The organism is Pseudomonas sp. TH07, from assembly GCF_016651285.1.
In the GTDB taxonomy this organism is placed as follows: Bacteria; Pseudomonadota; Gammaproteobacteria; order Pseudomonadales; family Pseudomonadaceae; genus Aquipseudomonas.
Map to the genome: position 1 here is coordinate 2,331,908 of NZ_JAEKED010000001.1, position 24,917 is coordinate 2,356,824.

25 protein-coding genes are annotated in these 24,917 nt (G+C 65.0%); 4 read left to right on the plus strand and 21 right to left on the minus strand.

What is annotated here, in order from left to right:
- Nucleotides 1-113: 113 nt before the first annotated feature.
- The 9 genes from JFU57_RS10890 to cbiE all read right to left on the minus strand — a co-directional run bounded on the left by JFU57_RS10890 (nt 114) and on the right by cbiE (nt 7,710).
- A complete protein-coding gene (locus JFU57_RS10890; RefSeq protein ID WP_201129238.1) occupies nt 114-2,249 on the minus strand; it encodes a TonB-dependent copper receptor in 2,136 nt (711 codons plus the stop codon).
- A gap of 85 nt (nt 2,250-2,334) precedes the next feature.
- A complete protein-coding gene (locus JFU57_RS10895) occupies nt 2,335-2,745 on the minus strand; it encodes a DUF2946 family protein (protein WP_201129240.1) in 411 nt (136 codons plus the stop codon).
- Between the two features lie 55 nt (nt 2,746-2,800).
- Nucleotides 2,801-3,295 (minus strand): copper chaperone PCu(A)C, encoded by a 495-nt coding sequence (locus JFU57_RS10900; protein ID WP_078469612.1) that lies wholly within the window; start codon nt 3,293-3,295, stop codon nt 2,801-2,803.
- Nucleotides 3,296-3,343: 48 nt separating this feature from the next.
- The gene (locus tag JFU57_RS10905) at nt 3,344-3,742 is read right to left on the minus strand and encodes a DUF2946 domain-containing protein (protein ID WP_078469613.1); all 399 of its coding nucleotides are present in this window, start codon (nt 3,740-3,742) and stop codon (nt 3,344-3,346) included.
- 98 nt (nt 3,743-3,840) lie between these two features.
- Nucleotides 3,841-4,131, minus strand: coding sequence for an addiction module antidote protein (locus JFU57_RS10910; RefSeq protein WP_201129242.1), 291 nt, complete (start codon nt 4,129-4,131; stop codon nt 3,841-3,843).
- Between the two features lie 3 nt (nt 4,132-4,134).
- On the minus strand, nt 4,135-4,437 hold the full coding sequence (locus JFU57_RS10915; protein ID WP_078469615.1) for a type II toxin-antitoxin system RelE/ParE family toxin: 303 nt from the start codon (nt 4,435-4,437) through the stop codon (nt 4,135-4,137).
- A 190-nt stretch (nt 4,438-4,627) separates the two neighbouring features.
- A complete protein-coding gene (locus tag JFU57_RS10920) occupies nt 4,628-5,356 on the minus strand; it encodes a cobalt-precorrin-6A reductase (RefSeq protein ID WP_201129245.1) in 729 nt (242 codons plus the stop codon).
- Nucleotides 5,353-6,450, minus strand: a complete 1,098-nt coding sequence (locus JFU57_RS10925) for a cobalt-precorrin-5B (C(1))-methyltransferase (protein ID WP_078469617.1) — start codon at nt 6,448-6,450, stop codon at nt 5,353-5,355. The genes JFU57_RS10920 and JFU57_RS10925 overlap by 4 nt, the downstream gene beginning before the upstream one ends.
- A gap of 54 nt (nt 6,451-6,504) precedes the next feature.
- The gene (gene cbiE / locus JFU57_RS10930; RefSeq protein ID WP_201129246.1) at nt 6,505-7,710 is read right to left on the minus strand and encodes a precorrin-6y C5,15-methyltransferase (decarboxylating) subunit CbiE; all 1,206 of its coding nucleotides are present in this window, start codon (nt 7,708-7,710) and stop codon (nt 6,505-6,507) included.
- Nucleotides 7,711-7,856: 146 nt separating this feature from the next.
- Between cbiE and cobG the strand changes: the two genes are divergently transcribed.
- Genes cobG through cobJ form a run of 4 tightly spaced genes read left to right on the plus strand, consistent with a single transcriptional unit; the run spans nt 7,857 to nt 12,208 of the window.
- Complete coding sequence (gene cobG, locus JFU57_RS10935; protein WP_201129248.1) at nt 7,857-9,158, plus strand: precorrin-3B synthase; 1,302 nt, start codon at nt 7,857-7,859, stop codon at nt 9,156-9,158.
- Complete coding sequence (locus JFU57_RS10940) at nt 9,151-9,777, plus strand: precorrin-8X methylmutase (RefSeq protein WP_078469620.1); 627 nt, start codon at nt 9,151-9,153, stop codon at nt 9,775-9,777. Before cobG ends, JFU57_RS10940 begins: the two co-directional genes overlap by 8 nt.
- Nucleotides 9,777-10,508 (plus strand): precorrin-2 C(20)-methyltransferase, encoded by a 732-nt coding sequence (locus JFU57_RS10945; protein WP_020299137.1) that lies wholly within the window; start codon nt 9,777-9,779, stop codon nt 10,506-10,508. The genes JFU57_RS10940 and JFU57_RS10945 overlap by 1 nt, the downstream gene beginning before the upstream one ends.
- Entirely contained in the window at nt 10,508-12,208 is a 1,701-nt protein-coding gene (gene cobJ, locus JFU57_RS10950; RefSeq protein ID WP_201129251.1) for a precorrin-3B C(17)-methyltransferase, read from the plus strand. Before JFU57_RS10945 ends, cobJ begins: the two co-directional genes overlap by 1 nt.
- A gap of 335 nt (nt 12,209-12,543) precedes the next feature.
- Here the strand turns inward: cobJ and JFU57_RS10955 are convergent, their stop codons facing one another.
- The 12 genes from JFU57_RS10955 to dusB all read right to left on the minus strand — a co-directional run bounded on the left by JFU57_RS10955 (nt 12,544) and on the right by dusB (nt 24,736).
- Nucleotides 12,544-12,987 carry an SMI1/KNR4 family protein gene (locus JFU57_RS10955; RefSeq protein ID WP_201129253.1) on the minus strand — a complete coding sequence of 148 codons (444 nt, stop codon included), beginning with the start codon at nt 12,985-12,987 and terminating at the stop codon, nt 12,544-12,546.
- Complete coding sequence (locus JFU57_RS10960; protein WP_201129254.1) at nt 12,984-13,529, minus strand: CPCC family cysteine-rich protein; 546 nt, start codon at nt 13,527-13,529, stop codon at nt 12,984-12,986. The genes JFU57_RS10955 and JFU57_RS10960 overlap by 4 nt, the downstream gene beginning before the upstream one ends.
- A 25-nt stretch (nt 13,530-13,554) precedes the next feature.
- Nucleotides 13,555-14,526, minus strand: coding sequence for a tetratricopeptide repeat protein (locus JFU57_RS10965; protein WP_342032565.1), 972 nt, complete (start codon nt 14,524-14,526; stop codon nt 13,555-13,557).
- Between the two features lie 58 nt (nt 14,527-14,584).
- A complete protein-coding gene (locus JFU57_RS10970) occupies nt 14,585-15,043 on the minus strand; it encodes a hypothetical protein (protein WP_201129256.1) in 459 nt (152 codons plus the stop codon).
- 38 nt (nt 15,044-15,081) lie between these two features.
- Entirely contained in the window at nt 15,082-15,750 is a 669-nt protein-coding gene (locus tag JFU57_RS10975) for a hypothetical protein (protein WP_201129257.1), read from the minus strand.
- Between the two features lie 3 nt (nt 15,751-15,753).
- Nucleotides 15,754-16,650, minus strand: a complete 897-nt coding sequence (locus tag JFU57_RS10980) for a hypothetical protein (protein ID WP_201129258.1) — start codon at nt 16,648-16,650, stop codon at nt 15,754-15,756.
- Nucleotides 16,651-16,683: 33 nt separating this feature from the next.
- Complete coding sequence (locus JFU57_RS10985) at nt 16,684-17,280, minus strand: MarC family protein (protein WP_020299145.1); 597 nt, start codon at nt 17,278-17,280, stop codon at nt 16,684-16,686.
- Nucleotides 17,281-17,343: 63 nt separating this feature from the next.
- The gene (locus JFU57_RS10990; RefSeq protein WP_201129259.1) at nt 17,344-20,133 is read right to left on the minus strand and encodes a response regulator; all 2,790 of its coding nucleotides are present in this window, start codon (nt 20,131-20,133) and stop codon (nt 17,344-17,346) included.
- Nucleotides 20,134-20,231: 98 nt separating this feature from the next.
- Complete coding sequence (gene purD / locus JFU57_RS10995; RefSeq protein ID WP_078469629.1) at nt 20,232-21,527, minus strand: phosphoribosylamine--glycine ligase; 1,296 nt, start codon at nt 21,525-21,527, stop codon at nt 20,232-20,234.
- A 189-nt stretch (nt 21,528-21,716) separates the two neighbouring features.
- Entirely contained in the window at nt 21,717-23,324 is a 1,608-nt protein-coding gene (purH, locus tag JFU57_RS11000; RefSeq protein ID WP_201129260.1) for a bifunctional phosphoribosylaminoimidazolecarboxamide formyltransferase/IMP cyclohydrolase, read from the minus strand.
- An 81-nt stretch (nt 23,325-23,405) separates the two neighbouring features.
- Nucleotides 23,406-23,726: a DNA-binding transcriptional regulator Fis gene (gene fis, locus JFU57_RS11005; RefSeq protein WP_003186237.1), complete on the minus strand. Its 321-nt coding sequence runs from the start codon at nt 23,724-23,726 to the stop codon at nt 23,406-23,408.
- Nucleotides 23,723-24,736, minus strand: a complete 1,014-nt coding sequence (gene dusB, locus JFU57_RS11010; RefSeq protein WP_020299149.1) for a tRNA dihydrouridine synthase DusB — start codon at nt 24,734-24,736, stop codon at nt 23,723-23,725. The genes fis and dusB overlap by 4 nt, the downstream gene beginning before the upstream one ends.
- Nucleotides 24,737-24,917 lie beyond the last annotated feature (181 nt).

A 24,917-nucleotide genomic window follows, 5' to 3' on the forward strand; every position in this document is an offset into this window, starting at 1 on the left:
CAGCTGTTGCTGCCAGTCATGCTCTGTAGCCGCTGCCGAGGCACGAGGCTGCGCTGGTCTGAGCGGAGTCACTCGCTCATCCCCACCGCAGCCTGGCGGCAGCGGCTATGGGGTCAGAAGCTCAGGTCGACCTTGGTCCAGAGCGTGCGTCCCGGTTCGTTGATGGCTTGCGGGTCATTGGCCGGATAGCCGAACCCGGCGTTGCCGGCCAGGTTCAAGTGCTCGGCGTAGGCTTTGCCGAACAGGTTGTCGACGCCGCTGCTGAGTTTCAGGTTCTTGTTGATGCGGTAGGCGCCGTTGAGCGAGAACACGCCGAAGCCGCCGCTCTTGTCGAAGTCCTTGCCGACCACGTTGCCCTTGTTCTGGTCGATGCGGTTCTGCGCCGCGACCACCCGCCACAAGGCGCCGGCGCTCCACTGATCCTGGCTGTAGGTCAGGCCCATGCGGGCGTCGAGCGGTGGCATTTGCGGCAGGGCCTTGCCATCGCTGCTGTTCTTGCCCCAGGCGTAGGCCAGGGTGGCGTCGGCCTTCCAGTTGGAGGTCAGCTTGTAGGCCGCCCCCAGTTCGCCGCCCATGATCCGGGCGTCGATGTTCTCGGCCTGGGAGGTGGTGCCCATCATTCCCGGGCGGTAGTTGAACAGGATGTAGTCGCGGATTTGCCCGACATAGCCCGAGGCCCAGGCCTCCAGGTCTTCGCTTTTGTATTGCAGGCCGAAATCAAGCTGGGTGGTTTTCTCCGGCTTGATCGAATCGAAGGCGTTGACCGAACCGGCAGGGCCGGTATTGGGCGAAAACAGCTCCCAGTAATCCGGGAAACGCTGGGTATGGCCAAGGCCGGCGTACAGGGTGGTGGGGCTGTCGGCCAGATCATGCTCGTAACGCACAAAGCCGCTGGGCAGGGTGTCGGCGCGGGTGTTGTCGGCGGTGGGGTTGGGGCGGCTCATCATGTTGCTGGTGAGGCGCTGGCGATAGTCCTTGGCCGAGGCGCGGTCCAGGCGCGCGCCGCTGATCAGGCGATCACGGTCGGCGGCGTACCAGGTCAGCTCACTGAAGACTCCATAGTTGTGGAAGTCGGCGTCCTTCTCGCGGGGCAGTTGCTTGTAGGTGTCGACGCCGCTGCTGGCGCGTTGGCGGTGTTCGTTGGTCTGTGCATCCAGGCCGCTGATCAGCTGCACATCGGCCCAGCGCCAGGTGGCCTTGATCCGCGCGCCGAGGGTCCGGCGATCGACGTTGGACGCCATGGCCCCGGCCATCATCCCGGTGCCCGACGGCGTGCGCAGGCTGTAGTTGTCCATCACGTGGTCGGCGTAGTTGTAGTAGACCTGGGCCTCGACCTTGTCCAGCACTTCGCCGAGGTTGGACTTCTCGAAGCGCAGCCCCAGGCTTTCGCGCTTGAACTGCGAACCGTCCATGCCGCGTCCGGCGTAGCGAGCCTCGCCGTCGCCCTTGCCGGCGGTCAGCTCCAGCAGGGTGTCGGCGTCCGGGGTCCAGCCCAGGGCCACATCGCCGTTCCACTTGTCGTAGCGCGAGGCCACGGTGTCGTTGTTGCCGTCTTTGTAATCGTCGGCGTGGGCGGTGTTGCCGATCACCCTGACATAGCCCAGCGGGCCACCGGCAGCGGCATCCAGCACCTTGTCGAAACGACCGTTGGAGCCGGCCAGCAGGCTGGCATTGACCCGGGTGCCCAGTTCGCCGAAATGCTCGGGCTCACGCTCGAACAACACGGTCCCGGCCGATGCGCCCGGGCCCCAGAGCACGGTTTGCGGGCCTTTGATCACGGTCAGCTTGTCGTAGGTCTCGGGGGAAATGTAGGAGGTCGGAGCGTCCATGCGCCCGGGGCAGGCGCCGAGCATCATGCCGCCATTGGTCAGTATGTTCAGCCGCGAACCAAACATCCCGCGCAGCACCGGGTCGCCATTGGTGCCGCCGTTGCGCACCAGGGCAAAGCCGGGAATGGTCTTCAGGTAGTCGCCACCATCGCTGGCCGGCACTGGCTGACGCGGGTCCTTGGGGTTGGTGACCACGGTCAGCGGCGAGCTGGGGGCAATGGCGGTAATTACCGTGGGTGTGAGCTCTTGCGGATGCGGGTGCTGGTGCAGGTCCTCGGCAGGCTCGGCGGCCATGGCCAGGGGGGCGAGCAGCGCCCCGCACATGACGCTGATGGCGCAGTTGAACCGCACACGGGACGGTTTCAGGGCAAAGGTGTTGCATGCCTGGGCGGCGCCCAGGCGAGTGTTGGCAGAAAACATAAATGTTCCATCAATAGGCACAAACGACACGGCCGAGTGCCTGCGACTGGGGGCGACAGTCGGCCGTGGGAGAGAAGCAAGGGGCCTAGCGGATGGCGGGCGGGGCGCGGGTCAGGGCGCCGGGGAACACGGTCTGCCGGGCGTGACCCAGGCGCGGGGAGGGGCTGACAAAGGGGGTGTTGGGGGGCGTCGCCGCGATGCTGAACGACAAACCGCCGGGCAGCGCCGGGCAGTTGAACAACAGGCTGCAATAGCCGCATTTTTCCCAGAGCCCATGGTGCTCGCTCTGGGTCTTGCCTGGTTGCGCGCTGGGTTGGGTTTCGCCGTGGCAGCCGGGTTCGCCGCTGTGCATGTCCATCGACATGGACATGTTCATCGGCATGGCCTGATCCATCGGCATCGCTTGGGAAATCAGCGGACCGATAAAGATCATCAGCATGGCGAACAGGCTGATCCAGCTACCGCGACGCACTTTTATCGAGTGGCGAGGCGGCACGGATCGCCTGGCGCCGGGCGGGCGCAGGGCGTTCACGAACAGCGCGGGTCAGTGATTACTGGGCGTGCTTGTGCTCGGCCATGTTGTCGGGCGCCTGCTTCTGCACCGCGACCTCGACCGTTACGTCACCGGCCTTCTCGAAGTGCAGGGTCAGCGGGAAGCGCTTGCCGTCGCTCAGCAGGCTGCGGTCTTTAAGCTCCAGCAGCATCACGTGGTAGGCCATGGGCGCGAAGCTGACCTCGGCACCCGGGGCAACGGCCACCTTCGGCACTTGCTGCATTTTCATCAGGTCGCCCTGCATCACGTGTTCATGCAGCTCGGCTTTGCCGGCAATCGGTGTGTCGACGCTGAGCAGGGTGTCGGCCGTGCTGCCGGTGTTGTGCAGCACGAAGTACGCCGCAACGGTCGGCGCGTTCGGCGGCAGCTCCTGGGACCAGGGGTGGGCAATCTGAATCTCGCCGGCCTTGTATTCATGGGCATTGGCGAAACAGGCAGGTAGCAGTACAGCGGCCAGCAGCAGGGCTTGCTTGACCAGGGATGGTTTGAACATGGCAATTCTCCAGGGTGATTCAAAAACGCAGGTCACTTGCGAAAGGAATCACGCCAGGGGCGGTGCACCGGGGTTCAGGCTCGGCCATTGCTGGCGCGGCGTGGGGGTGTCGATCAGGGTGGGCGGCAGGCTGCCGTGGGTGGCGTAGCGTGCGAAATACGGCTGCGGCACATGCCCGGGCATGGCCATCAGGGGCGCTGAGCCCGAGCAGCACCAGCAATGCTGCATGTTGGAGTGATCGTCGTTCTGCGGGGCTTTTTGCTCGAGCTTGCCCAGGGAGATCGCCACCAGCTTGGTGCCGGTCGAAGAACAGAAGCTGCCCCACAGCAGTTGCTCGGTAGCGCCCTGGTCATCCCGCGGCATGGCCCCGGAAAGCGGCATGGCAAGCATGTTGAACAGCACTGCGAAGCAGGCGATCCAGGCAAATGCGAGCCGTTGTCGGGACATGATGGACGATCCGTCGGGTTGAGCGATCAGGCGGGTATTTAGCCTGATCGCCGGGCATAAGTAAAAAAGCCGTGTGCGGTGTGGTGTCGCAGCGCGGCTCAGGCAGTGCTGGCGTGCAGCTTGAGGCCCAGGGCCTTCATCACCTTGATGATAGTCGCGAACTCGGGATTGCCCTGGCTGCCCAGCGCCTTGTACAGGCTTTCACGGCCCAGGCCGGTGTCGCGGGCGATCTGGGTCATGCCCCGGGCGCGGGCGATGTCGTTCAGGGCCGCGCGAATCAGCACGCCGTCGCCGCTGTCTTCCTCGAAGCAGGCGTCGAGGTAGGCCACCATGTCTTCGGGTGTTTTGAGGTGCTCGGCGGCGTCGAAAGGGATCAGTGGGTGGTTCATGGTTCAGTCCTCGCTCTTGAGGTCATGTGCCAACTGCCTGGCACGTTGGATATCGCGCGGCTGGGTGGTTTTGTCGCCACCTGCCAGCAACAGGTAGATCACCTTGCCGCGCCGGGAAAAGTACACCCGGTACCCGGGCCCGCGATGGATGCGCATTTCGTAGACGCCCCCACCGACGGCTTCGCAGTCTCCGAAATAACCAAGCTGCGCGGCCCTTACCCTGGCCAGTACCCGAGCCCTGACAGTGGAATCTCTCAAGGCCTGGAGCCAGCGGACAAACACTGGGGTCTGTTCAAAGATAAGCATGGCGACTGTATTCCTTGGGATACGACCTGGCAAGTCATTTGCCAGGTGACCAGCTCGCGAGGCGACGACCGGCCCTTCGGGGCTGTGACCATGGCCATCGATCTGGCTGTGCAAGGAACATTAAAACGTCGGCTTTTTTAAAGCTGTCAGGGGAATCCCAAGGGGCTGTGGGCCGGAGCTTTATTGTTTGTCAGGCGTGAGGCTGATCGCTCAACGCCAGCAGTAGCTCGGCCACGGAGGTAAAGCAGCGATCGGCCTCGGGCAGCGCCGGGCGCTTGAGCACCAGCACCGGTATCCGACGTTCGCGGGCCACTTCCAGCTTGGGCTCGGTGGCGCTGCTGCCGCTGTTTTTGCTGATCAGCACATCGATTCGGCGTTGCTCGAACAGCTCGCGCTCGGCGTCCAGGTGGAACGGTCCACGGGCGCCTATGACCTCGCAGCGCGAGTTGCCGGGGTAGATGTCGAGGGCGCGCAGGGTCCAGAACTGCCCTTCGGGGATCTCATCCAGATGCTGCAAGGGTTCGCGGCCCAGGGTAAACAGCGGGCGCTGGAAAGGGCGCAGGGCCTCGACCAACTCGTCCCAGTCAGTGACTTCCCGCCAGTCGTCTGCAGGCTGCGGTTGCCAGGCCGGACGGCGCAGGGCCCAGCATGGAATGGCGCTGTGGCGCGCGGCCTGGACCGCGTTGTGGCTGATTTGCGCGGCGTAGGGGTGAGTGGCGTCCAGCAGCAGGTCGATGCCTTGTTCCTGGATAAACCGTGCCAGCCCTTCGGCGCCACCGTAGCCGCCGACCCGCACCTGGCAGTCGAGGTCGGTGGGCACCCGGCCGACCCCGGCCAGGCTGTAGATGTGCGCCGGGCCCAGGGTGCGGGCGATGGCCAGGGCTTCGGTCACGCCGCCCAACAGCAAAATACGTTTCATTGGAAGGCTCCGGCCCGGCCGACAATGCCGCCCTGGCGATCAATGGCAAACACCTCGACCTGCACCTGGGTCGGCACCACGCTGCGGGCAAACGCCAGGGCGTGCTGGCACACCGCGTCACCCAGGGCGATACCGGCGGCGCTGGCCAGGGCCAAGGCCTGCTGGCTGGTGTTGGCCTCGATGATGGCCTGTTGCAAGGCCCCGTCGGCGCCAATGGCCGCCGCCCAGGCCGCCAGTTGCGGCAGGTCGATGCTTGAATGGCGGCTGTGCAGGTCCATGTGCCCGGCGGCCAGTTTGCTGATCTTGCCGAAGCCGCCGCACAGGCTGAGTTTATCCACAGGCACTTTGCGCAGGTGCTTGAGCACCGCGCCGACAAAATCGCCCATCTCGATCAGGGCGATTTCCGGCAGGTCGTAGACCCGGCGCATAGTGTCTTCACTGGCGTTGCCGGTGCAGGCGGCGATGTGCTGGTAGCCGTTATGGGTGGCGACATCGATGCCCTGGTGGATCGAGGCGATATAGGCCGCGCAGGAGAACGGCCGCACGATGCCGCTGGTGCCGAGGATCGACAGCCCCCCGAGAATGCCCAGGCGTGGGTTCATGGTCTTCAGGGCCAGGGCCTCGCCGCCCTCGACATTCACCGTGACCTCGAAGCCGCCGCCGTAGCGTTGTTCCAGCGCCAACTGGCTCAGGTGATCGCTGATCATCTTGCGCGGCACCGGGTTGATCGCCGGTTCGCCGACCCCCAGCACCAGCCCCGGGCGAGTCACGGTGCCCACGCCGTTGCCGGCGATAAAGCGGATCCCCGGCTCCGGGGCCAGGCGCACCCGGGAGTAGAGCAGGGCTCCGTGGGTCACGTCGGGGTCGTCGCCGGCGTCCTTGATGGTGCCGGCCTCGGCGCCGTCGGCATTGAGGCGGCAGAACTCCAGGCGCATCTGCACCTGCTTGCCCTTGGGCAGGGTGATCTGCACCGCATCGGCGTCCACGCCACTGAGCAGCAGACGCGCAGCCGCGAGGCTGGTGGCCGTGGCGCAGCTGCCGGTGGTCAGGCCACTGCGCAGGGGCGCGGGCTGTTCGGCGGTTTCGTCACGCATCGAGCGCTCCCGGCTGTGGCCGGACGCAGGCTGTTGCGCGTGGGGAATGCTGGCTCATAGCGGTTTGCCGAGGTCGAGCAGGGTGATCGGCAGTGCCTGGCGCCAGGTGTCGAAGTCGCCCAGGGGTTGGGCCTGGGCGATGTGGATGCGGGTCAACTCGCCGCCATGGCGTTCGCGCCAGGCCATCAGGGTCATTTCGCTTTGCAGGGTCACGGCATTGGCGATCAGCCGGCCGCCGGGCTTGAGCTGCTCCCAGCAGGTTTGCAGCACACCCTCGCGGGTAACGCCACCGCCGATGAAAATCGCATCCGGGCGCTCCAGCCCGGCCAGGACCTGGGGCGCGCTGCCGCGAATCAGTTGCAGGCCGGGCACGCCCAGGGCGTCACGGTTGTGTTCGATCAGTTGCTGGCGCCCGGCATCGGCCTCGATGGCCAGGGCCCGGCAGCTGGGGTGGGCGCGCATCCACTCGATACCGATCGAGCCGCTGCCGGCGCCCACGTCCCACAGCAGTTCGCCGGGCACCGGTGCCAGGCGGGCGAGGGTAATGGCGCGGACATCGCGTTTGGTCAGTTGCCCGTCATGGGCAAAGGCGTCGTCGGGCAGCCCGGCCAAGCGTGACAGGCGCGGCGTGCCGGGTTCGGCGAGGCATTCGATGGCCAGCAGATTGAGGTCGGCGTGGGGCGTATCGTTCCACTGGTTGGCGATGCCGTCGATCCGCCGTTCGGCCTCGCCTCCCAGGTGCTCGAAGACGCTGACGCGGCTGGGGCCAAAGCCCCGTTCGCGCAATAAGCGAGCAACCGCCGCCGGGCTCTGGCCGTCGTTGCTCAACACCAGCAGGCGCACGCCGCTGAACAGCTGGGCACTGAGGGTGGCCACCGGGCGTGCCACCACCGACAGGGTCACCAGCTCTTGCAACGGCCAGCCCAGGCGGGCAGCGGCCAGGGAGTAGGAAGAGGGCGCGGGCAGCACCTGCATTTCGCCCTCGGCCACCTGGCGCGCCAGGCTGGCGCCGACGCCGAACAGCATCGGGTCGCCGCTGGCCAGCACGCACACTGCGTCGCCGCGCCGGCCGAGCACCGGCTCCAGGGAAAACGGGCTGGGCCACAGCTGGCGTTCGCCACGGATGCACACCGGCAATAAATCCAGTTGCCGCTGGCCGCCCACAATCCGCGAAGCACCCATCAGGGCCCGACGGGCGTTTTTGCCCAGTCCCTTGAAGCCGTCTTCACCGATTCCCACTACCGTCAGCCAGGGCGACATCTATATTCCTCAAAAGCAAAGCGCTTGAAACTGGAAGATCCGACGGGCAGGCTTTTCATGCCTTCGGACAAAGCAGGCATAATACCGCGCCTTCGCCCGCTAAGCGCCTTTCCCACCAGCCGGTTGCCCCTTTGAATCAACGCCCGATGTCCACTGCCTTACGCCCCTCGGCCTGCCCGGGGTTGCTGCGTATTGTCCCGGCGCTGGATGGCGGGATCTGCCGCATCAAGCTGGCCGGCGGCGCCATCAGCGCGGCCCAGGCCGTGGCCGTGGCCCAGGCGGCCGAGCGCTATGCCGGCGGGGTGATCGAGGCCACCAACCGCGCCAACCTGCAAATCCGCGGCATTGGCGAGCAACAGTCGGCGCTGATCGCCGAACTGCTGGCCGCCGGCCTCGGTCCCAGCACCGCCGCCGGCGACGATGTACGCAACCTGATGCTCAGCCCGACGGCCGGTATCGACCCGCAGATGCTGATCGACACCCGTCCGCTGGCCGCGCAGATACTCGGCACCTTGCAAAACCACCCGCGCTTCCACCAACTGTCGGCCAAGTTCGCCGTGCAGCTGGACGGCGGCGAAGCCCTGGCCATGCTCGACCATCACCACGACCTGTGGCTCTCGGCGTTCGCCGGGGTCGATGGCCCGTGCCTGGCGTTCGGCCTGGCCGGCTGCCCGGTGGACCCGCCCCTGGGCGCGGTGGCGCTGGAGTATGGGCACCGATTGCTGGCGGCGGTGCTGGAGCTGTTTCTTGACCTGGCGCGTCCGGAGCAGACGCGCATGCGCCATCTGCTGGCCGACTATTCGGCGGCCGAGTTACTGGCGCGCCTGGACCTGCCGCTGCTCGAAATCGAGGCCTGGGCTCGCCCGACGACCCCAACCGGTTTGCACATCGGCAGTCACCCCCAGGTCGGCGGCGGACGGGTGTATGTCGGCGCGGTGACCCCACTGGGCCGGCTCGACCCCACTATGTTGCGGGGCGCCGCCCGACTGGCCAGTGAATGGGGGGATGGCAATCTGCGTTTCAGCCCCTGGCAGAGCCTGTTGCTGCCCAATGTCCGGGCCGAAGATGGGCCCGAGGTCTGTCGGCGCCTGGAGCAACTGGGGCTGCTGTGTTCGGCGGACCGAGCCCTGGCACACCTGGTGGCCTGCACCGGTTCCAGCGGCTGTGGCAAGGGCCTGTCCGATACCAAGGGCGACGCCCTGCAACTGGCCGCACTGCTGCAACGCCATGCCCGGACCCTGGAGGTGCACCTGTCCGGTTGCCCTCGTTCCTGCGCCTGCGCCCATGTTGCGCCGGCCACTTTGCTGGCCGTCGGCCCCGGCCGCTACGACCTCTATTTACGCGATGCAGGGCAGCCGGGTTTCGGCGCCCTGCACGCACGCAACCTTTCTATTGAAGCGGCAGGCGCATTGCTCGACGCCCGCCCACGGAGCAACCTTGATGCTTGATTACATCCGCGACGGTCAGGAGATCTATCGCAACTCCTTCGCCATTATTCGCGCGGAGGCTCGGCTCGACCGAATTCCGGCCGACCTGGAAAAACTCGCGGTGCGGGTGATCCACGCCTGCGGCATGGTCGACGCCATCGACGGCCTGGAGTTTTCCGAGGGCGCCGGCAAGGCCGGGCGTGATGCCCTGGCCGCTGGCGCGCCGATTCTGTGTGATGCGCGGATGGTTTCCGAGGGCGTGACCCGTGCTCGGCTGCCGGCCAACAATCAGGTGATCTGCACCCTGCGCGACGACAGCGTGCCGGAGCTGGCCCGCGAGCTGGGCAACACCCGTTCGGCGGCAGCCCTGGAGCTGTGGCGCCCGCACCTGGAGGGCAGTGTGGTGGTGATCGGCAATGCCCCCACCGCTTTGTTCTACCTGTTGGAAATGCTCGACGCCGGGGCCCCGAAACCGGCGCTGATCCTCGGCTTCCCGGTGGGTTTTGTCGGCGCTGCCGAGTCCAAGGCGATGCTCGCTGCCGACAGCCGGGGCGTGCCCTTTGTCATCATGCAGGGCCGCCTGGGCGGTAGCGCCATGGCCGCCGCAGCGGTCAATGCCCTGGCCACGGAGGTCGAATAATGCAGCAACCTGGACGTTTGATCGGCCTTGGCGTGGGCCCCGGTGACCCGGAACTGATTACCGTCAAAGCCCTGCGCCTGCTGCGTGAAGCGCCGGTGGTGGCGTATTTCGTGGCCAAGGGCAAAAAGGGCAACGCCTTCGGCATCATCGAAGCCCACCTGCAATCGGCCCAGACCCTGATGCCCCTGGTGTACCCGGTGACCACCGAAGTGCTGGAGGCGCCGCTGTCCTACGAGCAGGTGATCAGCGATTTCTACGACAGCGCCGCCCAGGACCTGGCCCTGCACCTGGATGCCGGGCGCGACGTGGCGGTGATCTGCGAGGGCGACCCGTTCTTCTACGGCTCCTACATGTACCTGCACGACCGTCTGGCCGAGCGCTACCAGGCCGAAGTGGTGCCGGGCGTGTGCTCGATGCTGGGTGGGGCCTCGGTACTGGGGGCGCCGCTGGTGTACCGCAACCAGAGCCTGTCGGTGCTTTCCGGCGTGCTGCCCCATGACGAGCTCAAGCGGCGCCTGGCCGATGCCGATGCGGCGGTGGTGATGAAACTGGGACGCAACTTCCCCAAGGTGCGCCAGGTCCTGGAAGAACTGGGTCTGGCGGAGCGTGCGCTGTACGTCGAGCGCGCGACCATGGCCAACCAGAAAATCGTGCCCCTGGATGAGGTGGTGCCGATGTCGTCGCCGTACTTCTCGCTGATCATCGTTCCCGGCGAAAGGTGGCAAGGTTGATGGCCCGTTCAACACCGGCCATCGTCATCCTCGGCCAGGGCAGCCTCGCGACCGCCCGCAGAATCCAGCAGCTGTACCCGGACGCGCTGATCCACGGCCTGGCCGAACGGGTGGAAGGTGCGGACCGTCCGTACCAGGATTTCGGCGCGACCCTGCGTCAGTTGTATCAACAGGACACGCCGATCATTGCCCTGTGTGCGGCCGGTATCGTGATCCGCACCCTGGCCCCGCTGCTGCTGGAAAAAGGCGCCGAGCCGCCGGTGCTGGCCGTCGCCGAAGACGGCAGCGCCGTGGTGCCGCTGCTCGGTGGCCTGGGCGGGGTCAATGTGCTGGCGCGGGAAATCGCCGCCGGACTGGGCGTGGCAGCGGCCATCACTACCAGCGGCGAACTGCGTTTTGGCACCTGCCTGCTGAACCCGCCCAGCGGCTATGCCCTGGGGGACCTGGAGCTGGGCAAACGCTTTGTTTCCGACCTGCTGGGCGGTGAAAGCGTGCGCATCGAAGGTGCCGCGCCGTGGCTCGCCGAGGCCCGGTTGCCCGAAGATCAGCAAGCGCGCCTGAGCATTCATGTGGGCTCGGCCGAGCGCGAGCCGGCGGCCAATGAACTGCTGATCTACCCGCGCTGTGTGCTGGTGGCGTGCAGCAGCCAGGGGCATGAAGACCTGGCGCTGCAGATTCGCCAGGCGCTGCACCAGGCCCGAATCGCCGTGCAGTCCGTGGCCTGCCTGCTGGCCGCGGACAGCGACATGGCCTGCCCGTCCTTGCGCGAGGCGGCCCTTGAACTGGGCGTGCCCCTGCGTTTTGCCCCAGCGGCAGAGAGTGTCAGTGCGCTGGCACAAAATGCGGTGCCGCAACTGTTGCCGCCGCTGGCCGTTGGCGCTGGGATTGCCATCGCCGTCGCCAACCAGCCGCTGGACCCCGAGCAGATCGGCCGTCCTCGCGGGCGGCTGGCGGTGATCGGCCTGGGCCCGGGTGCGGCCGAGTTGATGGTGCCGGCGGTGAAGGCCGAACTGGCGCGAGCCAATGACATTCTCGGCTACGAAACCTATGTGCGCATGGCCGGGCCGTTCCGTGCCGATCAGGTCATGCACTGCACCGACAACCGCGAAGAAATGCAGCGCGCCCGCCACGCTTTCGAACTGGCAGCCCAGGGCCGCTCAGTGGTGGTGGTGTCGTCCGGCGACCCGGGTGTGTTTGCCATGGCGGCGGCGGTGCTGGAGGCGCTGCACGAGTCTGCGGACCCGGCCTGGCACAACGTCGAGCTTGAAATGCTGCCGGGGGTTTCAGCCTCCCTGGCTACCGCCGCCCAGGCGGGAGCGCCGTTGGGGCATGACTTCTGCGTGCTGTCGCTGTCGGACAACCTCAAGCCGTGGGCGATCATTGAGAAACGCCTGGACCTGGCGTGCGAGGCCGATCTGGCATTGGCCTTCTACAACCCGATCTCCCGTTCGCGACCCTGGCAATTGGGGCGAGCGCTGGAGATCGTGCGCGAGCACCGGACCCCGCAAACGCCGGTGGTGCTGGGGCGCGATATTGGCCGGCCGGGCCAGACTCTGCGCGTCATCACCCTGGGCGAATTGACGCCGGAGCAGGTGGATATGCGGACCATGGTGTTGGTGGGATCGTCGACGACCTGCACCTTCCCCAAGGCAGGGGGCGGCGAGTGGGTCTATACGCCGCGTTGGTATAAAAGCAGCTGAAAGCTACACGCTAAAAGCGGCTACAGGTGCCCCCCCGTGGCGAGGGAGCTTGCTCCCGCTCGGCTGCGCAGCAGCCGTAAACCCTGCCGGCCGGTTCTGCCTGAATGCAGGCGGTGCCTGTTTTGGGGCCGCTTCGCGCTGGAGCGCCAGCCCGGCCCAGCGGGAGCAAGCTCCCTCGCCACAGAGAGGTGCCCGGCCAACGTCTTGATTGCCCAGTGTCCGGGGTAGGGGCGATCAGGATTTGATTCACGTCGTCAGCGTGGCCCATTTGCATTGGCGTATCGCAAGCTGACGGACCCTGAGTAGAACCGGCCGCTCATTCCAGGGCGGCGGTTTTAGTCTTCCTCTGCTTCGGCCGTCAGCAGCCAGGTGATGAATTCAAAAAAACCGCTCCATCTGGCCGGGATACGGCCGGCGGTGAAGTCTTCCCAGTGGGCCAGGTCGAAGTCCCAGACGCCGCCGCTGTCTTTGTCCAGCAGGTAGCCGCCTTCGCCTTGCAGCGAGGTGAAGGCGATGAAGTTCTGCGGCAGCTCCCACACCTCGTGAATGAACTCGGTGCCCATGAGGATTTGTTCGGTGGGCTCGGCGATGTCGGAAATCATTTCGTAGCTGGCCAGGCTTTCGAAGTCGCCGGGGTGGCAGGCCAGGTAGATCTGGGCGAATTCGCTGTCGAGGGCGATGCCCAGTCGGTTCAGCGCCTGGGTCGCCCTGGCGATATCGGTGCGGGGGCGGTGGTCGGGTTGGGCTTCGATCAGGGCAGCCAGTTGCGCAGGGATCATGGGTGGGCCTCAAGGGTTCGCGGCCATTTGTCCAGGGCCAGCTCTCCCTGGTGGCGGGCGAAGTGGTCCCGGGCCTGGGCCAGGGTCATGTGGTTCGGCCCGCTGTACACATCCGGTGCCTGGCTGCCGTCATCTTCCCAATGGCACAGGTCGCAGATTTCATACTCGGCCCGTGCGCCCAGGGTCAGGTAACCGCAGCAGGGGCAGGCCAGCAATGGCTCGACGGGCCCCTCGACCCGATGCTCTGCGCCCCCGGCTTCTGCCAGGCAGCGGCTCAGGTAGCCGTTGGTGACGCCGTGGTATTGCGCGCGCAGGGCGAGCAGCAGTAATGGGTCGTAGCACCGGTCTTGCGCATCTGCGGGTGGCTCGGAGTGGTCGAACATCAGCTGGCGCAGTGTGGGCGGCAGCCCGGCAAACTCGGGATGCTCGTCAGCCAGGCCCCACCAGTCCAGCAGCAGCTCGGCGCGGGCGCACGGGTCGAGGGTCAGCAGGCGCTGCCGGCTCAGGCGGTCGATGGCGACGGGGCGGGTCAGGGTGGACATGGCGGCGGGTGCTCCGGGCCGGGGTTCAGTAGCCATAGATCGGGTCGCAGTAGGACAGTGGCGGGTGGGTTTTTTCCCAGCCCTTGGCAAATGCCAGGCCTTGCTCGATTTGCGCCGGGGTCATCTTCGCAGCGATTTCATCCAGGGTCAGCTTGGCTTCCCGGGGCGAGTTGCCACCGCCTTCCAGGTGGGCCACCAGGTACGTCAGGCCGTAGGCCTTGACCAGGTCATGGGGATGGCCGAAGCGGTTGGGCTGGTCGGACAATTCGCTGGCATAGGTGGCCACCGAGTCGATGTGTCCACCCTCGGCGGCCTGTTCGAGCCAGTGGCCGATTTCCCGGGTGTCGCCGTTGTTGTCGTACAGCAGGCTGGCATACAGGAACATGCCCTTGGGGTTGCCGCCCTCGGCCGAGGCCTTGTACCACTTGCGGGCAGCCATTTCGCCCAGGGCGGGAATCAGGTACCAGCCACCGCCATCCTTGTAGATCCCCGCCAGCCACTCCTGCGCGCGGCTGTCCCCGGCCTCGGCGGCCATTTGCAGCCAGCCCAGGTCATGGCGCGTGATAAACAGCACGGTCATGGCCTCGGTATCGCCCTGTTGTGCGCGGGCATAGGCCTGCTCGGTGGCAACCTTGCGCCATTGCATGTCGTTTTCGCCATCGCAGTCGCCCAGGTATTTGCAAAAGTCATCGGCGTTACCCAGGCGCAGCATGGCGTACAGATGGCCTTGGCGCGCCGCCGCTTCATACCATTTGCGGGCGTCTGGCGTGCTGTAGCGGTTGCTCAGGCGCAGGGCCTCGCCCAGGTAGTACTGGGCTTGTGCATCACCGGCTTCGGCGGCGGTTTGGAGCAGCGGCTGCGAGTCGTACCAGTCACTTTGCTTGTACAGGGCAATGCCCTTGTCGCGGGCGTTTTGCTGCGCGGGAGTCAGTTGGGCCAGGGCCGGCCCGGACAGGGCGAGGGTCAGCAGGAGGGTGCTTGTCAGAAACTTGATCAAACGCGGTTCTTCCATGGGACGGTGTGTTTATTGCCTGGAGCGTGAGCCGGCCGCGCTTTCAGTCGTTGGGCCAGGCCAGGGTCAATTGGTCGGGGCGGTCGACAGGGATCCGGGCGATGACGCCGCAGGTGGAGTGGGCATGCACCGACCCCTCGCGGATTTCAATCCGGCTGAAGGGGTTGGTGTCACGCAAGACCAGCAACCAGATCAGCCGACCCGATTCCTTGTCCTGCAACGCCACAAAACCATCGCCACCATAGGCGGCGCATTCACCGCCCCTGGCCTGAAACGGCTGCGGGCCGTCGGCTGCGGTGCCCAGGGTCGCCAGGCAATCGCAGGTTTCCTGGGCACGGTAATCCAGGGCCGGCAGCCACACCTTGTTGGTCAGGTGCGGGTGTTGATCAGGCAGGTCGAACAGGCAGTAAAAGCCATTGCCCAGGGTCAGGCTGTTTTCCCGAGGGTAGGCTTCATCCCGCCACTGTTCCTGGATAAAAGCCATGTCGGCGCTGTAAGGCATTGAGGTTCCTTGATCCATCAGGAGAGGCATGGGCTGCTCTATAGGCTCGGCACCAGCAAGAAGCCGGAGTAGTAGGCGCAGTGCCCGGGGTAGCCGGGGCGTGCATCGCAGGGCTTGAGGCAACCCTGGGCGCCGCCGGGGAAGCGCGCCGCCACCGACATGGCAAAGCCGTAGGTCGGGGTGGTCACCGCAAAGCTGTTATCGCACGCGGCCTTGGTGGTGTAGGTGAAGGTCATGGCCTCGCGCCGGCCGTTGTGGGCAAAGGCCACCTCGAAGCTGTTGAGGCTTTTCCAGCCGGACAGTGGCAGCACCACAAAGCGATAACGGGTGCTGTCCAGGCGCTGGCCCATGACCCGCAGCGAACGGGTCGAGGAATCGGTCTTGGGCGACGGGTAGGGCAAGGCCAGCAGCGCCCGAGGGTCGCCGAGCACACCCAACTCGAAGCCGATGCCCTTCTGGTAGAACGGAATTTCGATGTTCGGGTAACCCTCGATCTTCACGTAGCGGCTGGGCGCGTAAGGCCCCGAGGTGTCGGGCTTGTAGTCCGGCGCCTGGGCAAAGGTCACCTCAAGCTCCAGCACCGCGTCGGCGGCCTTGGCGTCTTCGCTGCGAATATCGCTGGGCTGCTCGCTGCTGTGGCTGACGCAGCCGGCCAGCAGTACGCAGCAGGTGAGGTGCAGCAGGCGTTGCAATAGGCAAGTCGGCATCACTCAGTGCTCCGTCTTGAGAGGGCTGGAGGTCAGGCCCAGGCCCTTGAGTTGCCAGGTCCCTTGTACCTGCTGCCAGCTGAATTGCCGGCCCACCCACTCCACTTCGAGGGCGCGTTGCAGGCGCCTCTGGTCGATGCGCCGGCCTTCGTCCAGGGCTTTGCGGGCGCGGGCGCTGGCTTCTTCGTACAGCGGCCAGAGTTGGCTCAGGTTCAGCTCCTTGCTGATCGGCAGTTGGGCGTAGACGCCTTTCTCCGTCGAGCTGAGCAGCAAGCCCTCCTTGGCCAGGAACGCCGCGCTGCGGTTATCCGGCGCCACCGAGACCAGCATCCCGTAGTGGGAAAACCCCCAGCCCGGCAGGCGCTCGTCAAACCACAGGACCTGTCCGGTCGAGGGCACAAAGGCCCGTGCGCCCTCGGGAAACAGCAACAGGTCGCTGCGCCCGGCTTGGGCCTGGCCCCAGTCGGGTTCGTCGCGGCTTTTCACCGGGCTGAGGATGCGCGCCAGGGGCGTGTCGTTCTGCACCGCGATCACCACCGTGCCGACGCCCATCCATTCAATGGTGGTCGCCAGCAGCACCGGCTGGCCATTCTGGATCGCGCCGGTGGGGCGCACATCGGTGATCTGCCAGGCGTTCAGCGGCCGATAGGGCCGGCCCTTGTAGGTGATTTCCAGGGTGCTGATGGACGACTTGCCGCGAAACACCTGGAAGTCGCCAAACTGCTCGCTGTAGCCGCTGAGGTAATCGAGCTTGGTCTTGGCGGCGGGTTGTGCCGGGTCGGCGGCGAAGCCCGGCGCCGCCATCAGCATCAGCAGGCAGGCCGCCAGCAGCGATCGTGGCCGCGTCACAAAGGGCTGGCGCGTCGAGGTGGAGTCCTTGCTGCGAGGTCTCTGAAGCATGTGCATTCCATTGCCTGTGATTGCATGAGGGCGCTATGGCACCAGGTAGCCGCGAACCCCGGTGAAGATGATCTGCGCCGCCAGGGCGCACACGAACAGCCCCATCAGCCGGCTGACGATCTGCAAGCCTTGCTCACCGAGAATGCGTTCGATGCGGTTTGACAGGTAGAGCACCACGCCGACGGTAAAGCTGGCCAGGGCGATGCTGAGGATGGCGGTGAGTTTGTCGTCCCAGTGCGGCTGGCTGACCCCCATCACCAGCAGCGCACCGATGGTGCCGGGGCCTACGGTCAGGGGGATGGTCAGCGGGACGATGGTCACGTCCTGTTGCACGTTGTCGGTCTGCACCGCGGACTTGCCCTGGGCCATGCCCAGCGCCGAGATGAACAGCACGCTGCCGGCGCCGATGCGAAAGGCGTCGACGGTAATCCCGAACACACTGAAGATCACGCGTCCGAACAGGTACAGCAGCACGCTGGAGACTAGGGTCGCCAGGGCCACCTTCCAGGCCAGGCGCCGCCGCTCCTTGCTGGAGTAACCACGGGTCAGGCTGATAAAGCAGGACAGGACGAAGAAGGGGCTATAGAGCACCAGCATCTTCAGGTAAACGCTGAACAGCACGTGGAGCATGGTGGAAGCTCGCAGCGAAGGAGGGCGAGCGCGAGTTTAACAGGCGCCGCGCAGTCTGTCGGCTCAGCTGGCAGGCTCGGCGCTGCGATTGTGCTGGTCGCGCTGGGCGACCCAGTGCTCGATCAGTTCGCGCAATTGCGAGAGCTCCACCGGCTTGGCCATGTGCCCATCCATGCCGGCCTGGCGCGCGCGTTCCTTGTGTTCGGCAAGGATGTGCGCCGTGAGGGCCACCACCGGGGTGCGTACCCGTTGGTTGCCGACTTCCCAGGCACGCAGTTGCTGGGTGGCCGAGAAACCGTCGAGGACCGGCATCTCGCAATCCATCAACACCAGGTCGTAGCGCTGGGCTTTCATCGCCTGCAGGGCTTCTTCGCCATTGCTGGCGGTGTCCGGCTGCAGGTTGAGCTTGCCCAGCATGCCGCGGATGACCTTGGTCGAGATGCTGTTGTCTTCGGCCACCAGGATGCGGAAGTCGCTGGGCACGGTGATGGGCGTCGCGGCTGGCGCCGTGGTGTTGCCCGGCAGGTAGTGCGGGGTAACCAGGCCTTTGTTGCGCTGGGTCAGCTCGTCGGCCAGGGTGGTCTTGAGGGTGTAGCCGGCCACCGGTTTGGCGAGGATGCGCTTGATCCCGGCATTGCGTGCGATGACCTTGCTTGGCGCGTTGCTGATGCCGGTGAGCATGATCAGCAGGATGTCGTGGTTCAGGCTCGGGTCTTCCTTGATCTTGGCCGCCAATTGCATGCCGGTCATGCCTGGCATGTTCTGGTCGAGCAGGACCACATCGAAGTAATCGCGCAGGTGGGCCTTGGTTCGCAGCAGGGCCAGGGCTTCCTTGCCCGACGGCACGGCACTGACGTTCAGGCCCCAGGCGCTGCATTGCTGCACCAGGACTTTGCGGCAGGTGTCGTTGTCGTCCACCACCAGCACCCGCGCGCCTTGCAGCGGGCCGTCGAGGTCCGAGGTCGGGTGTTCCAGGCGTTCCGGGTCCAGGGGCAGGGTCAGCCACAGGGTGCTGCCCTGGTTGGCGCTGCTCTTGATGCCGAATTCGCCGTGCATCAGCAGCACCAGTTGCCGCGCGATCACCAGCCCCAGGTTGCCCCCCAGGCGGGTCGCGGCGAGGAAGTTCTTGCTGTGCAGTTCCGAGTGCAGCAGGGCGTCGCGCTCTTCGGCGTCCATCGGCTGGCCGCTGTCCTGCACGGCGATGCGCAGGCGCGGCTTGCTGCTGCGCTCATCGAGGGCGACCACGATCAGCACTTCGCCTTCGTCGGTTTTCTTCAGGGCGTTTTCCAGCAGGCTGAGCAGGGCCTGGCGCAGGCGGGTCGGGTCACCGCTGATCACCCGTGGCACTTGCGGCTGGATAAAACTGATCAGCTCGACATTCTGCTGTTCGGCCTTGGCGCGGAAGATGCTCAGGCAGTCTTCGATCAGCGCATTGAGGTCGAACTGCACGTCGTCCAGCTCGATCTGCCCGGACTCCAGCTTGGTGATGTCGAGGATCTCGTTGATCAGGGTCAGCAGCTCGTTGCCGGCGCTGTGGATGGTCTGCACGTAGTCGCGCTGCTTGACCGACAACGGCGTGCCCAGCAGCAGCTCGGTCATGCCCAGCACACCGTTCATGGGGGTGCGGATTTCATGGCTGATCTTGGCCAGGAACTCGGCCTTGGCGTTGACCTCGGCATTGCTCGCGGCCAGGTCGCGGCTGACGCTGAAGCGGTTCTCGGTGATGCTGCGCTGGCGCTCGCCGAGGGCGACGCTCATCAACAGGCCGCTGATGCAGATCACGCTGAGCAGGGTGATGATCAAACCCTGTGGCGCCACCAGGGTCAGGCCGAGCAGGGCCGGGAGAATCACCAGGGTGCCGAGGTTGAAGATCACCATGGCCGCGACGAACAGCCGCGCCGGGCGGTAGCCCTTGTGCCAGTGGTAACCGCCCACCAGCAACATGCTCAGGCCGGCCAGCGCCACCAGGGCGTAGGTGATGATGTTCAGCGGCAGGGTGTTGACGAACAACAGCAGCAGCCCGCAGAGGATAATCAGCAGAATGTCGCCCAGCAGCAGCTTGTTCAGCGGGTGCGGGCCCAGTGGGGCGAAGTAGCGGTAGGCGAACATCAGCCCGCAGGGGGCGGTCAGCAGCAGCGCCAGGTAAGCCCCCGGGGTTTGCAGCGCCTGCCAGTTCGGCAACCAGGGGCCGGCCAGGTTCAGCAGCATCAGCAGGCTCAGGGACAGCAGTACCTCACAGGCGGCGAGCCACAGGCTGCTGCGGGAGCGGGTGTAGGCATAACGGGTGAGGTTATGCAGGATCAGCATCGCCATGCAGCCGAACAGGACGCCGTAGATCAGGGTCTGGCTCTGGTTGGCCGCGGCCATGACTGCCGTTTGCAGGGTGATGTAGGGGCGCAATTGATGGTCGGAAACCAGGCGCAGGTAGACGTCGAGGGTTTTCTCGTTCTGCGGCAACGGCAACATGAAGTCGTTGCTGGGCAGGGTTTTTTCGGTCTGGGGCTGATGGGTGCCGGTGTTCACTTGCTCGATCAGGCGGTCGCCGTCGAACACATACAGATTCAGCTGCGACAGGTCGGGAGCGAAGATGCGCAGCAGTTGTTCGTGCTGATCGGGATGCAGTTTGAAGCGTACCCAGAGCGCGCCGTCGGGTTCGGCAGCGGTCAGCTTGTCGAGTTCGATCGGGCTGAATTGCGTGGCGTAGCGTTGGGAGCGGATGTCACTGAGCTGCAAGCTGGCCTGTTCATCGAGCAATACCGCCCAGCCACTGCCTTGAGCGGCCAGGGCCGTGTTCAAGCAGAGCAGGGTCAGCAGTGTAGCGATGAAGCCTGTGGCAATCCTGAGCCAGCGCACGGCGAAATCCCTTCGTAGGTTGATGCCAGGTTGTAACTATGCGCGGGGGCACGCCGCTACGGCAAGGGCAGGGACCCTTGCCGAGCGATAGGGCCGCCTTATTGCTGTTCTTCGCCACGCTCGCGGGCAATGGCACGGTAGCCGATGTCCTTGCGGTAGAAGCAGCCTGGCCAGTCGATCTTGGCGGCCAGTTTGTACGCTTGTTGCTGGGCGGCGTCGACACTGTTGCCCAGGGCCGTGGCGCACAGCACGCGACCGCCGGCGGTCACCACCTGGCCGTCCTTGAGCGCAGTACCGGCGTGGAACACTTTGCCTTCCAGGCTGGCGGCGGCGTCCAGGCCGGTGATGGCTGCGCCTTTGGCGTAGTCACCCGGGTAGCCACCGGCCGCGAGCACGATGCCCACGCTCGGACGTGGATCCCATTGAGCTTCGACCTTGTCCAGGGCCTGGGCCAGGGCGGCTTCCACCAGCAACACCAGGCTCGACTGCAGACGCAGCATCACCGGTTGGGTTTCCGGGTCGCCGAAGCGGCAGTTGAACTCGATGACTTTCGGATTGCCGGCCTTGTCGATCATCAAGCCGGCGTACAGGAAGCCGGTGTAGACGTTGCCTTCGTCGGCCATGCCGCGCACGGTCGGCCAGATCACCAGGTCCATCACCCGCTGGTGCACTTGGGCCGTGACCACTGGCGCCGGGGAGTAGGCACCCATGCCGCCGGTGTTCGGCCCGGTGTCGGCGTCGCCGACGCGCTTGTGGTCCTGGCTGGTGGCCATGGGCAGCACGTTCTTGCCGTCGACCATGACGATGAAGCTGGCTTCCTCGCCGTCGAGGAATTCTTCGATCACCACCCGCGAACCGGCTTCGCCGAAGGCATTGCCGGCCAGCATGTCGCGTACCGCGTCTTCGGCTTCGCCCAGGGTCATGGCGACGATCACGCCTTTACCGGCGGCCAGGCCGTCGGCCTTGATCACGATCGGTGCGCCTTTTTCACGCAGATAAGCCAGGGCCGGCTCGATCTCGGTGAAGTTCTGGTAGTCGGCAGTCGGGATCTTGTGGCGGGCCAGGAAGTCCTTGGTGAAGGCTTTCGAACCTTCGAGCTGCGCGGCACCGGCGGTCGGGCCGAAGCAATCCAGGCCACGGCTGCGGAACAGGTCGACCACACCGGCCACCAGCGGCACTTCCGGGCCGACGATGGTCAGGGACACATTCTTCTCAGCGAAATCGGCCAACTGCTCCAGGGCCAGCACGTCGATGGCGACGTTCTCGCACTTGGCTTCAATGGCGGTGCCGGCGTTGCCCGGTGCCACGAATACTTTCTGGACGCGTGGGTCCTGAGCGACTTTCCAGGCCAGGGCGTGTTCACGACCGCCGCTACCGATGATCAGTACATTCATTTCAAAAACCTCGGATGACGCTAATTCTGTTTTAGAACCTAAAGCGCTTCACGCCGTAGGAGGCTGCAATGACACCGCTAGATGCAAGGCGGAGCCCACCTCGATGAGCGGAGTTGCCTGTTGGCAACGAGCATCATCGGGGTGGGCTCCAACGCAGCAGATGCCGGTGTCAGTGCGACCGTTGTCGTATCAGTGACGGAAGTGGCGCATGCCGGTGAATACCATGGCAATGCCGGCTTCGTCGGCTGCGGCAATCACTTCGCTGTCGCGCATCGAACCGCCTGGCTGGATCACGGCGGTGATGCCGACCTTGGCTGCGTTGTCCAGGCCGTCGCGGAACGGGAAGAACGCGTCGGAAGCCATCACCGAACCCGCGACCTGCAAACCGGCGTGCTCAGCCTTGATCGCGGCGATGCGCGCCGAGTTCACGCGGCTCATCTGGCCGGCGCCGACACCGATGGTCTGGCGGTTCTTGGCGTAGACGATGGCGTTGGATTTAACGTACTTGGCCACTTTCCAGGCGAAGATCAGGTCGTTGATTTCCTGTTCGGTCGGGGCGCGCTTGGTCACCACCTTCAGGTCCTGGCTGCCGATCATGCCGATGTCGCGGCTCTGTACCAGCAGGCCGCCATTGACGCGCTTGTAGTCCCAGGCAGCGGCACGTTCAGCCGACCATTCGCCGCAGGCCAGCAGGCGCACGTTGGCTTTGGCAGCGACGATGGCGCGGGCTTCTTCGCTGACGCTCGGGGCGATGATCACTTCGACGAACTGACGCTCGACGATGGCCTTGGCGGTCTCGGCGTCCAACTCACGGTTGAAGGCAATGATGCCGCCGAAGGCCGATTCGGTATCGGTGGCGTAGGCCAGTTCGTAGGCCTGGCGAATGCCGCCTTCGGCGTCCGGGCTCACGGCCACGCCGCACGGGTTGGCGTGCTTGACGATGACGCAGGCCGGCTTGACGAAGCTCTTCACGCATTCCAGCGCGGCGTCGGTGTCGGCCACGTTGTTGTACGACAGCTCTTTGCCTTGCAGCTGGGTGGCGGTGGCGATGCCGACTTCGGCAGGCTTGGCTTCCACGTAGAACGCCGCGCTCTGGTGCGGGTTCTCGCCGTAGCGCATTTCCTGGGCCTTGACGAACTGGCTGTTGAAGGTCCGCGGGAACTGGCTGCGGCCGGAAGTCGACAGGGTTTCAGCCGCCTGGTTCACGGTGCCCATGTAGTTGGCAATCATGCCGTCGTAGGCGGCGGTGTGTTCGAAGGCCTTGAGCATCAGGTCGAAACGCTGGGCGTAGGTCAGACCCCCGGCTTTCAGGCCTTCCAGGACACTGGCGTAATCGCTGGCGTTGACCACGATGGCCACGTCTTTGTGGTTCTTGGCCGCCGAGCGAACCATGGTCGGGCCGCCGATATCGATGTTCTCGATGGCCGTCGGCAGGTCGCAGCCTGGCTTGTTGATGGTGGCTTCGAACGGGTAGAGGTTGACCGCGACCAGGTCGATCGGCTTGATCCCGTGTTCGCTCATGATGGCGTCGTCGATGCCGCGACGGCCGAGGATGCCGCCGTGGATTTTCGGGTGCAGGGTCTTGACCCGACCGTCCATCATTTCCGCGAAGCCGGTGTAATCCGCGACTTCCACTGCGGCCACGCCGTTGTCGCGCAGCAGCTTGAAGGTCCCGCCGGTGGAGAGGATCTCGACGCCCAGGGCTTCCAGCTCCTTGGCGAATTCGAGGATCCCGGTCTTGTCGGAAACACTGATCAAGGCGCGGCGGATCGGCAGGCGGGTGGTCTGGTCGGTCATCTCAATTTCCATCAAAAGCAAAGGAGTCAGCAAAAAAGGCGACCGGTTTTACGCGGGCGCCTTTCTGGTTTGATTGAATGCTTACAGCAAATCGTATTGTTTGAGCTTCTTGCGCAGGGTGCCGCGGTTCAAGCCCAGCAGCTCGCTGGCCTTGGTCTGATTGCCCTTGACGTAGTTCATCACGCTTTCGAGCAACGGGGCCTCGACTTCGGAGAGCACCAGGTTGTACACGTCCGTGACGGCAGCGCCCTCAAGGTGGGCGAAATAATTGTGCAGCGCCTTTTCGACACTCCCGCGAAGGGTCTGGCCTTCTTCGCTCGGCGTATTGAGGTGCTGTTTCAAATTCACGTTGTCGCTCACGGGTGTTGTTCCACTCACTAAAGTCTCGGTCATCATCGTCATGCGGCCACCCCTTCTCCGTCCCCTGTCACCAGGCTCTTGTAACGCTCGGCAAAGAACTCACGAACGTTGGCGCACTGTGCTTCCGTATCTTCCAAACGATTGAAGTGGGCGCGAAACTCCCTGGCGCCCGGCAGGGTTGCGAGATACCAGCCGACATGCTTTCGAGCAATGCGTACGCCCATGACATCTCCATAGAAGGCATGCAGCGCGGCCAGGTGCTCTAGCAGAATACGTTCCACTTCAAACAGCTCCGGTGCCGGAAGAATTTCGCCGGTACGCAGAAAGTGCTCGATTTCACGAAAAATCCATGGCCGCCCCTGGGCGGCCCGGCCGATCAACAGCCCGTCGGCTCCGGTGGCATGCAACACCTGCCGGGCCTTTTCGGGTGAGTCGATATCGCCGTTGGCGAAGACCGGAATCGACACCGCCTGCTTGATCGCGGCAATGGTGTCGTACTCGGCTTCACCGGTGTACAGGTCGGCGCGGGTCCGCCCATGGACCGCCAAAGCCGTAATGCCTGCCTGTTCGGCGATCTTCGCCACCGTCAGGCCGTTCTTGTTCGCCCGGTCCCAGCCGGTGCGGATCTTCAGGGTGACCGGCACATCGACCGCAGCCACCACGGCCTGCAGGATCTCGGTCACCAGCTCTTCATCTTTCAACAGTGCGGAACCGGCGGCCTTGTTGCAGACCTTCTTGGCCGGACAGCCCATGTTGATATCAATAATCTGTGCGCCCAGCTCGACGTTGGCCCGGGCTGCATCCGCCAGCATCTGCGCATCACCACCGGCGATCTGTACCGAGCGCGGCTCGGGATCACCTTCGTGAATCATGCGCATCCGCGATTTGCGGGTGTTCCACAAACTCATGTCGCTGGTGACCATTTCCGAGACTACAAGCCCTGCGCCCAAACGCTTGCAAAGCTGACGAAAGGGCTGGTCGGTGACACCCGCCATGGGGGCGAGAATCAAGCCGTTGTGCAATGTATATGGGCCGATGCGTACCGCCGACATAGGACTTCCCTGTTGTGGGGCCGGATCATGAGAGTTCGAAAAAGGGTTGGCATGATACCCGCTCTCGATGACTGGTTAAAGGCTGAATTGGATAAAATCTGAACAGTTATTCCTTTATCGCCAGCGGTTTGGTCGGCCTGGGCTATCGGAAAACTGCCGTCAAAAGTGTGCCGCCTGTGCG

Coding starts and splice junctions, on each gene's coding strand:
- JFU57_RS10890 (WP_201129238.1), bottom strand. CDS start 2,249: ATGTTTTCTGCCAACACTCGCCTGGGCGCCGCCCAGGCATGCAACACC.
- JFU57_RS10900 (WP_078469612.1), bottom strand. CDS start 3,295: ATGTTCAAACCATCCCTGGTCAAGCAAGCCCTGCTGCTGGCCGCTGTA.
- JFU57_RS10905 (WP_078469613.1), bottom strand. CDS start 3,742: ATGTCCCGACAACGGCTCGCATTTGCCTGGATCGCCTGCTTCGCAGTG.
- JFU57_RS10910 (WP_201129242.1), bottom strand. CDS start 4,131: ATGAACCACCCACTGATCCCTTTCGACGCCGCCGAGCACCTCAAAACA.
- JFU57_RS10915 (WP_078469615.1), bottom strand. CDS start 4,437: ATGCTTATCTTTGAACAGACCCCAGTGTTTGTCCGCTGGCTCCAGGCC.
- JFU57_RS10920 (WP_201129245.1), bottom strand. CDS start 5,356: ATGAAACGTATTTTGCTGTTGGGCGGCGTGACCGAAGCCCTGGCCATC.
- JFU57_RS10925 (WP_078469617.1), bottom strand. CDS start 6,450: ATGCGTGACGAAACCGCCGAACAGCCCGCGCCCCTGCGCAGTGGCCTG.
- cbiE (WP_201129246.1), bottom strand. CDS start 7,710: ATGTCGCCCTGGCTGACGGTAGTGGGAATCGGTGAAGACGGCTTCAAG.
- cobG (WP_201129248.1), top strand. CDS start 7,857: ATGTCCACTGCCTTACGCCCCTCGGCCTGCCCGGGGTTGCTGCGTATT.
- JFU57_RS10940 (WP_078469620.1), top strand. CDS start 9,151: ATGCTTGATTACATCCGCGACGGTCAGGAGATCTATCGCAACTCCTTC.
- JFU57_RS10945 (WP_020299137.1), top strand. CDS start 9,777: ATGCAGCAACCTGGACGTTTGATCGGCCTTGGCGTGGGCCCCGGTGAC.
- cobJ (WP_201129251.1), top strand. CDS start 10,508: ATGGCCCGTTCAACACCGGCCATCGTCATCCTCGGCCAGGGCAGCCTC.
- JFU57_RS10955 (WP_201129253.1), bottom strand. CDS start 12,987: ATGATCCCTGCGCAACTGGCTGCCCTGATCGAAGCCCAACCCGACCAC.
- JFU57_RS10960 (WP_201129254.1), bottom strand. CDS start 13,529: ATGTCCACCCTGACCCGCCCCGTCGCCATCGACCGCCTGAGCCGGCAG.
- JFU57_RS10970 (WP_201129256.1), bottom strand. CDS start 15,043: ATGCCTTACAGCGCCGACATGGCTTTTATCCAGGAACAGTGGCGGGAT.
- JFU57_RS10975 (WP_201129257.1), bottom strand. CDS start 15,750: ATGCCGACTTGCCTATTGCAACGCCTGCTGCACCTCACCTGCTGCGTA.
- JFU57_RS10980 (WP_201129258.1), bottom strand. CDS start 16,650: ATGCTTCAGAGACCTCGCAGCAAGGACTCCACCTCGACGCGCCAGCCC.
- JFU57_RS10985 (WP_020299145.1), bottom strand. CDS start 17,280: ATGCTCCACGTGCTGTTCAGCGTTTACCTGAAGATGCTGGTGCTCTAT.
- purD (WP_078469629.1), bottom strand. CDS start 21,527: ATGAATGTACTGATCATCGGTAGCGGCGGTCGTGAACACGCCCTGGCC.
- purH (WP_201129260.1), bottom strand. CDS start 23,324: ATGACCGACCAGACCACCCGCCTGCCGATCCGCCGCGCCTTGATCAGT.
- fis (WP_003186237.1), bottom strand. CDS start 23,726: ATGACGATGATGACCGAGACTTTAGTGAGTGGAACAACACCCGTGAGC.
- dusB (WP_020299149.1), bottom strand. CDS start 24,736: ATGTCGGCGGTACGCATCGGCCCATATACATTGCACAACGGCTTGATT.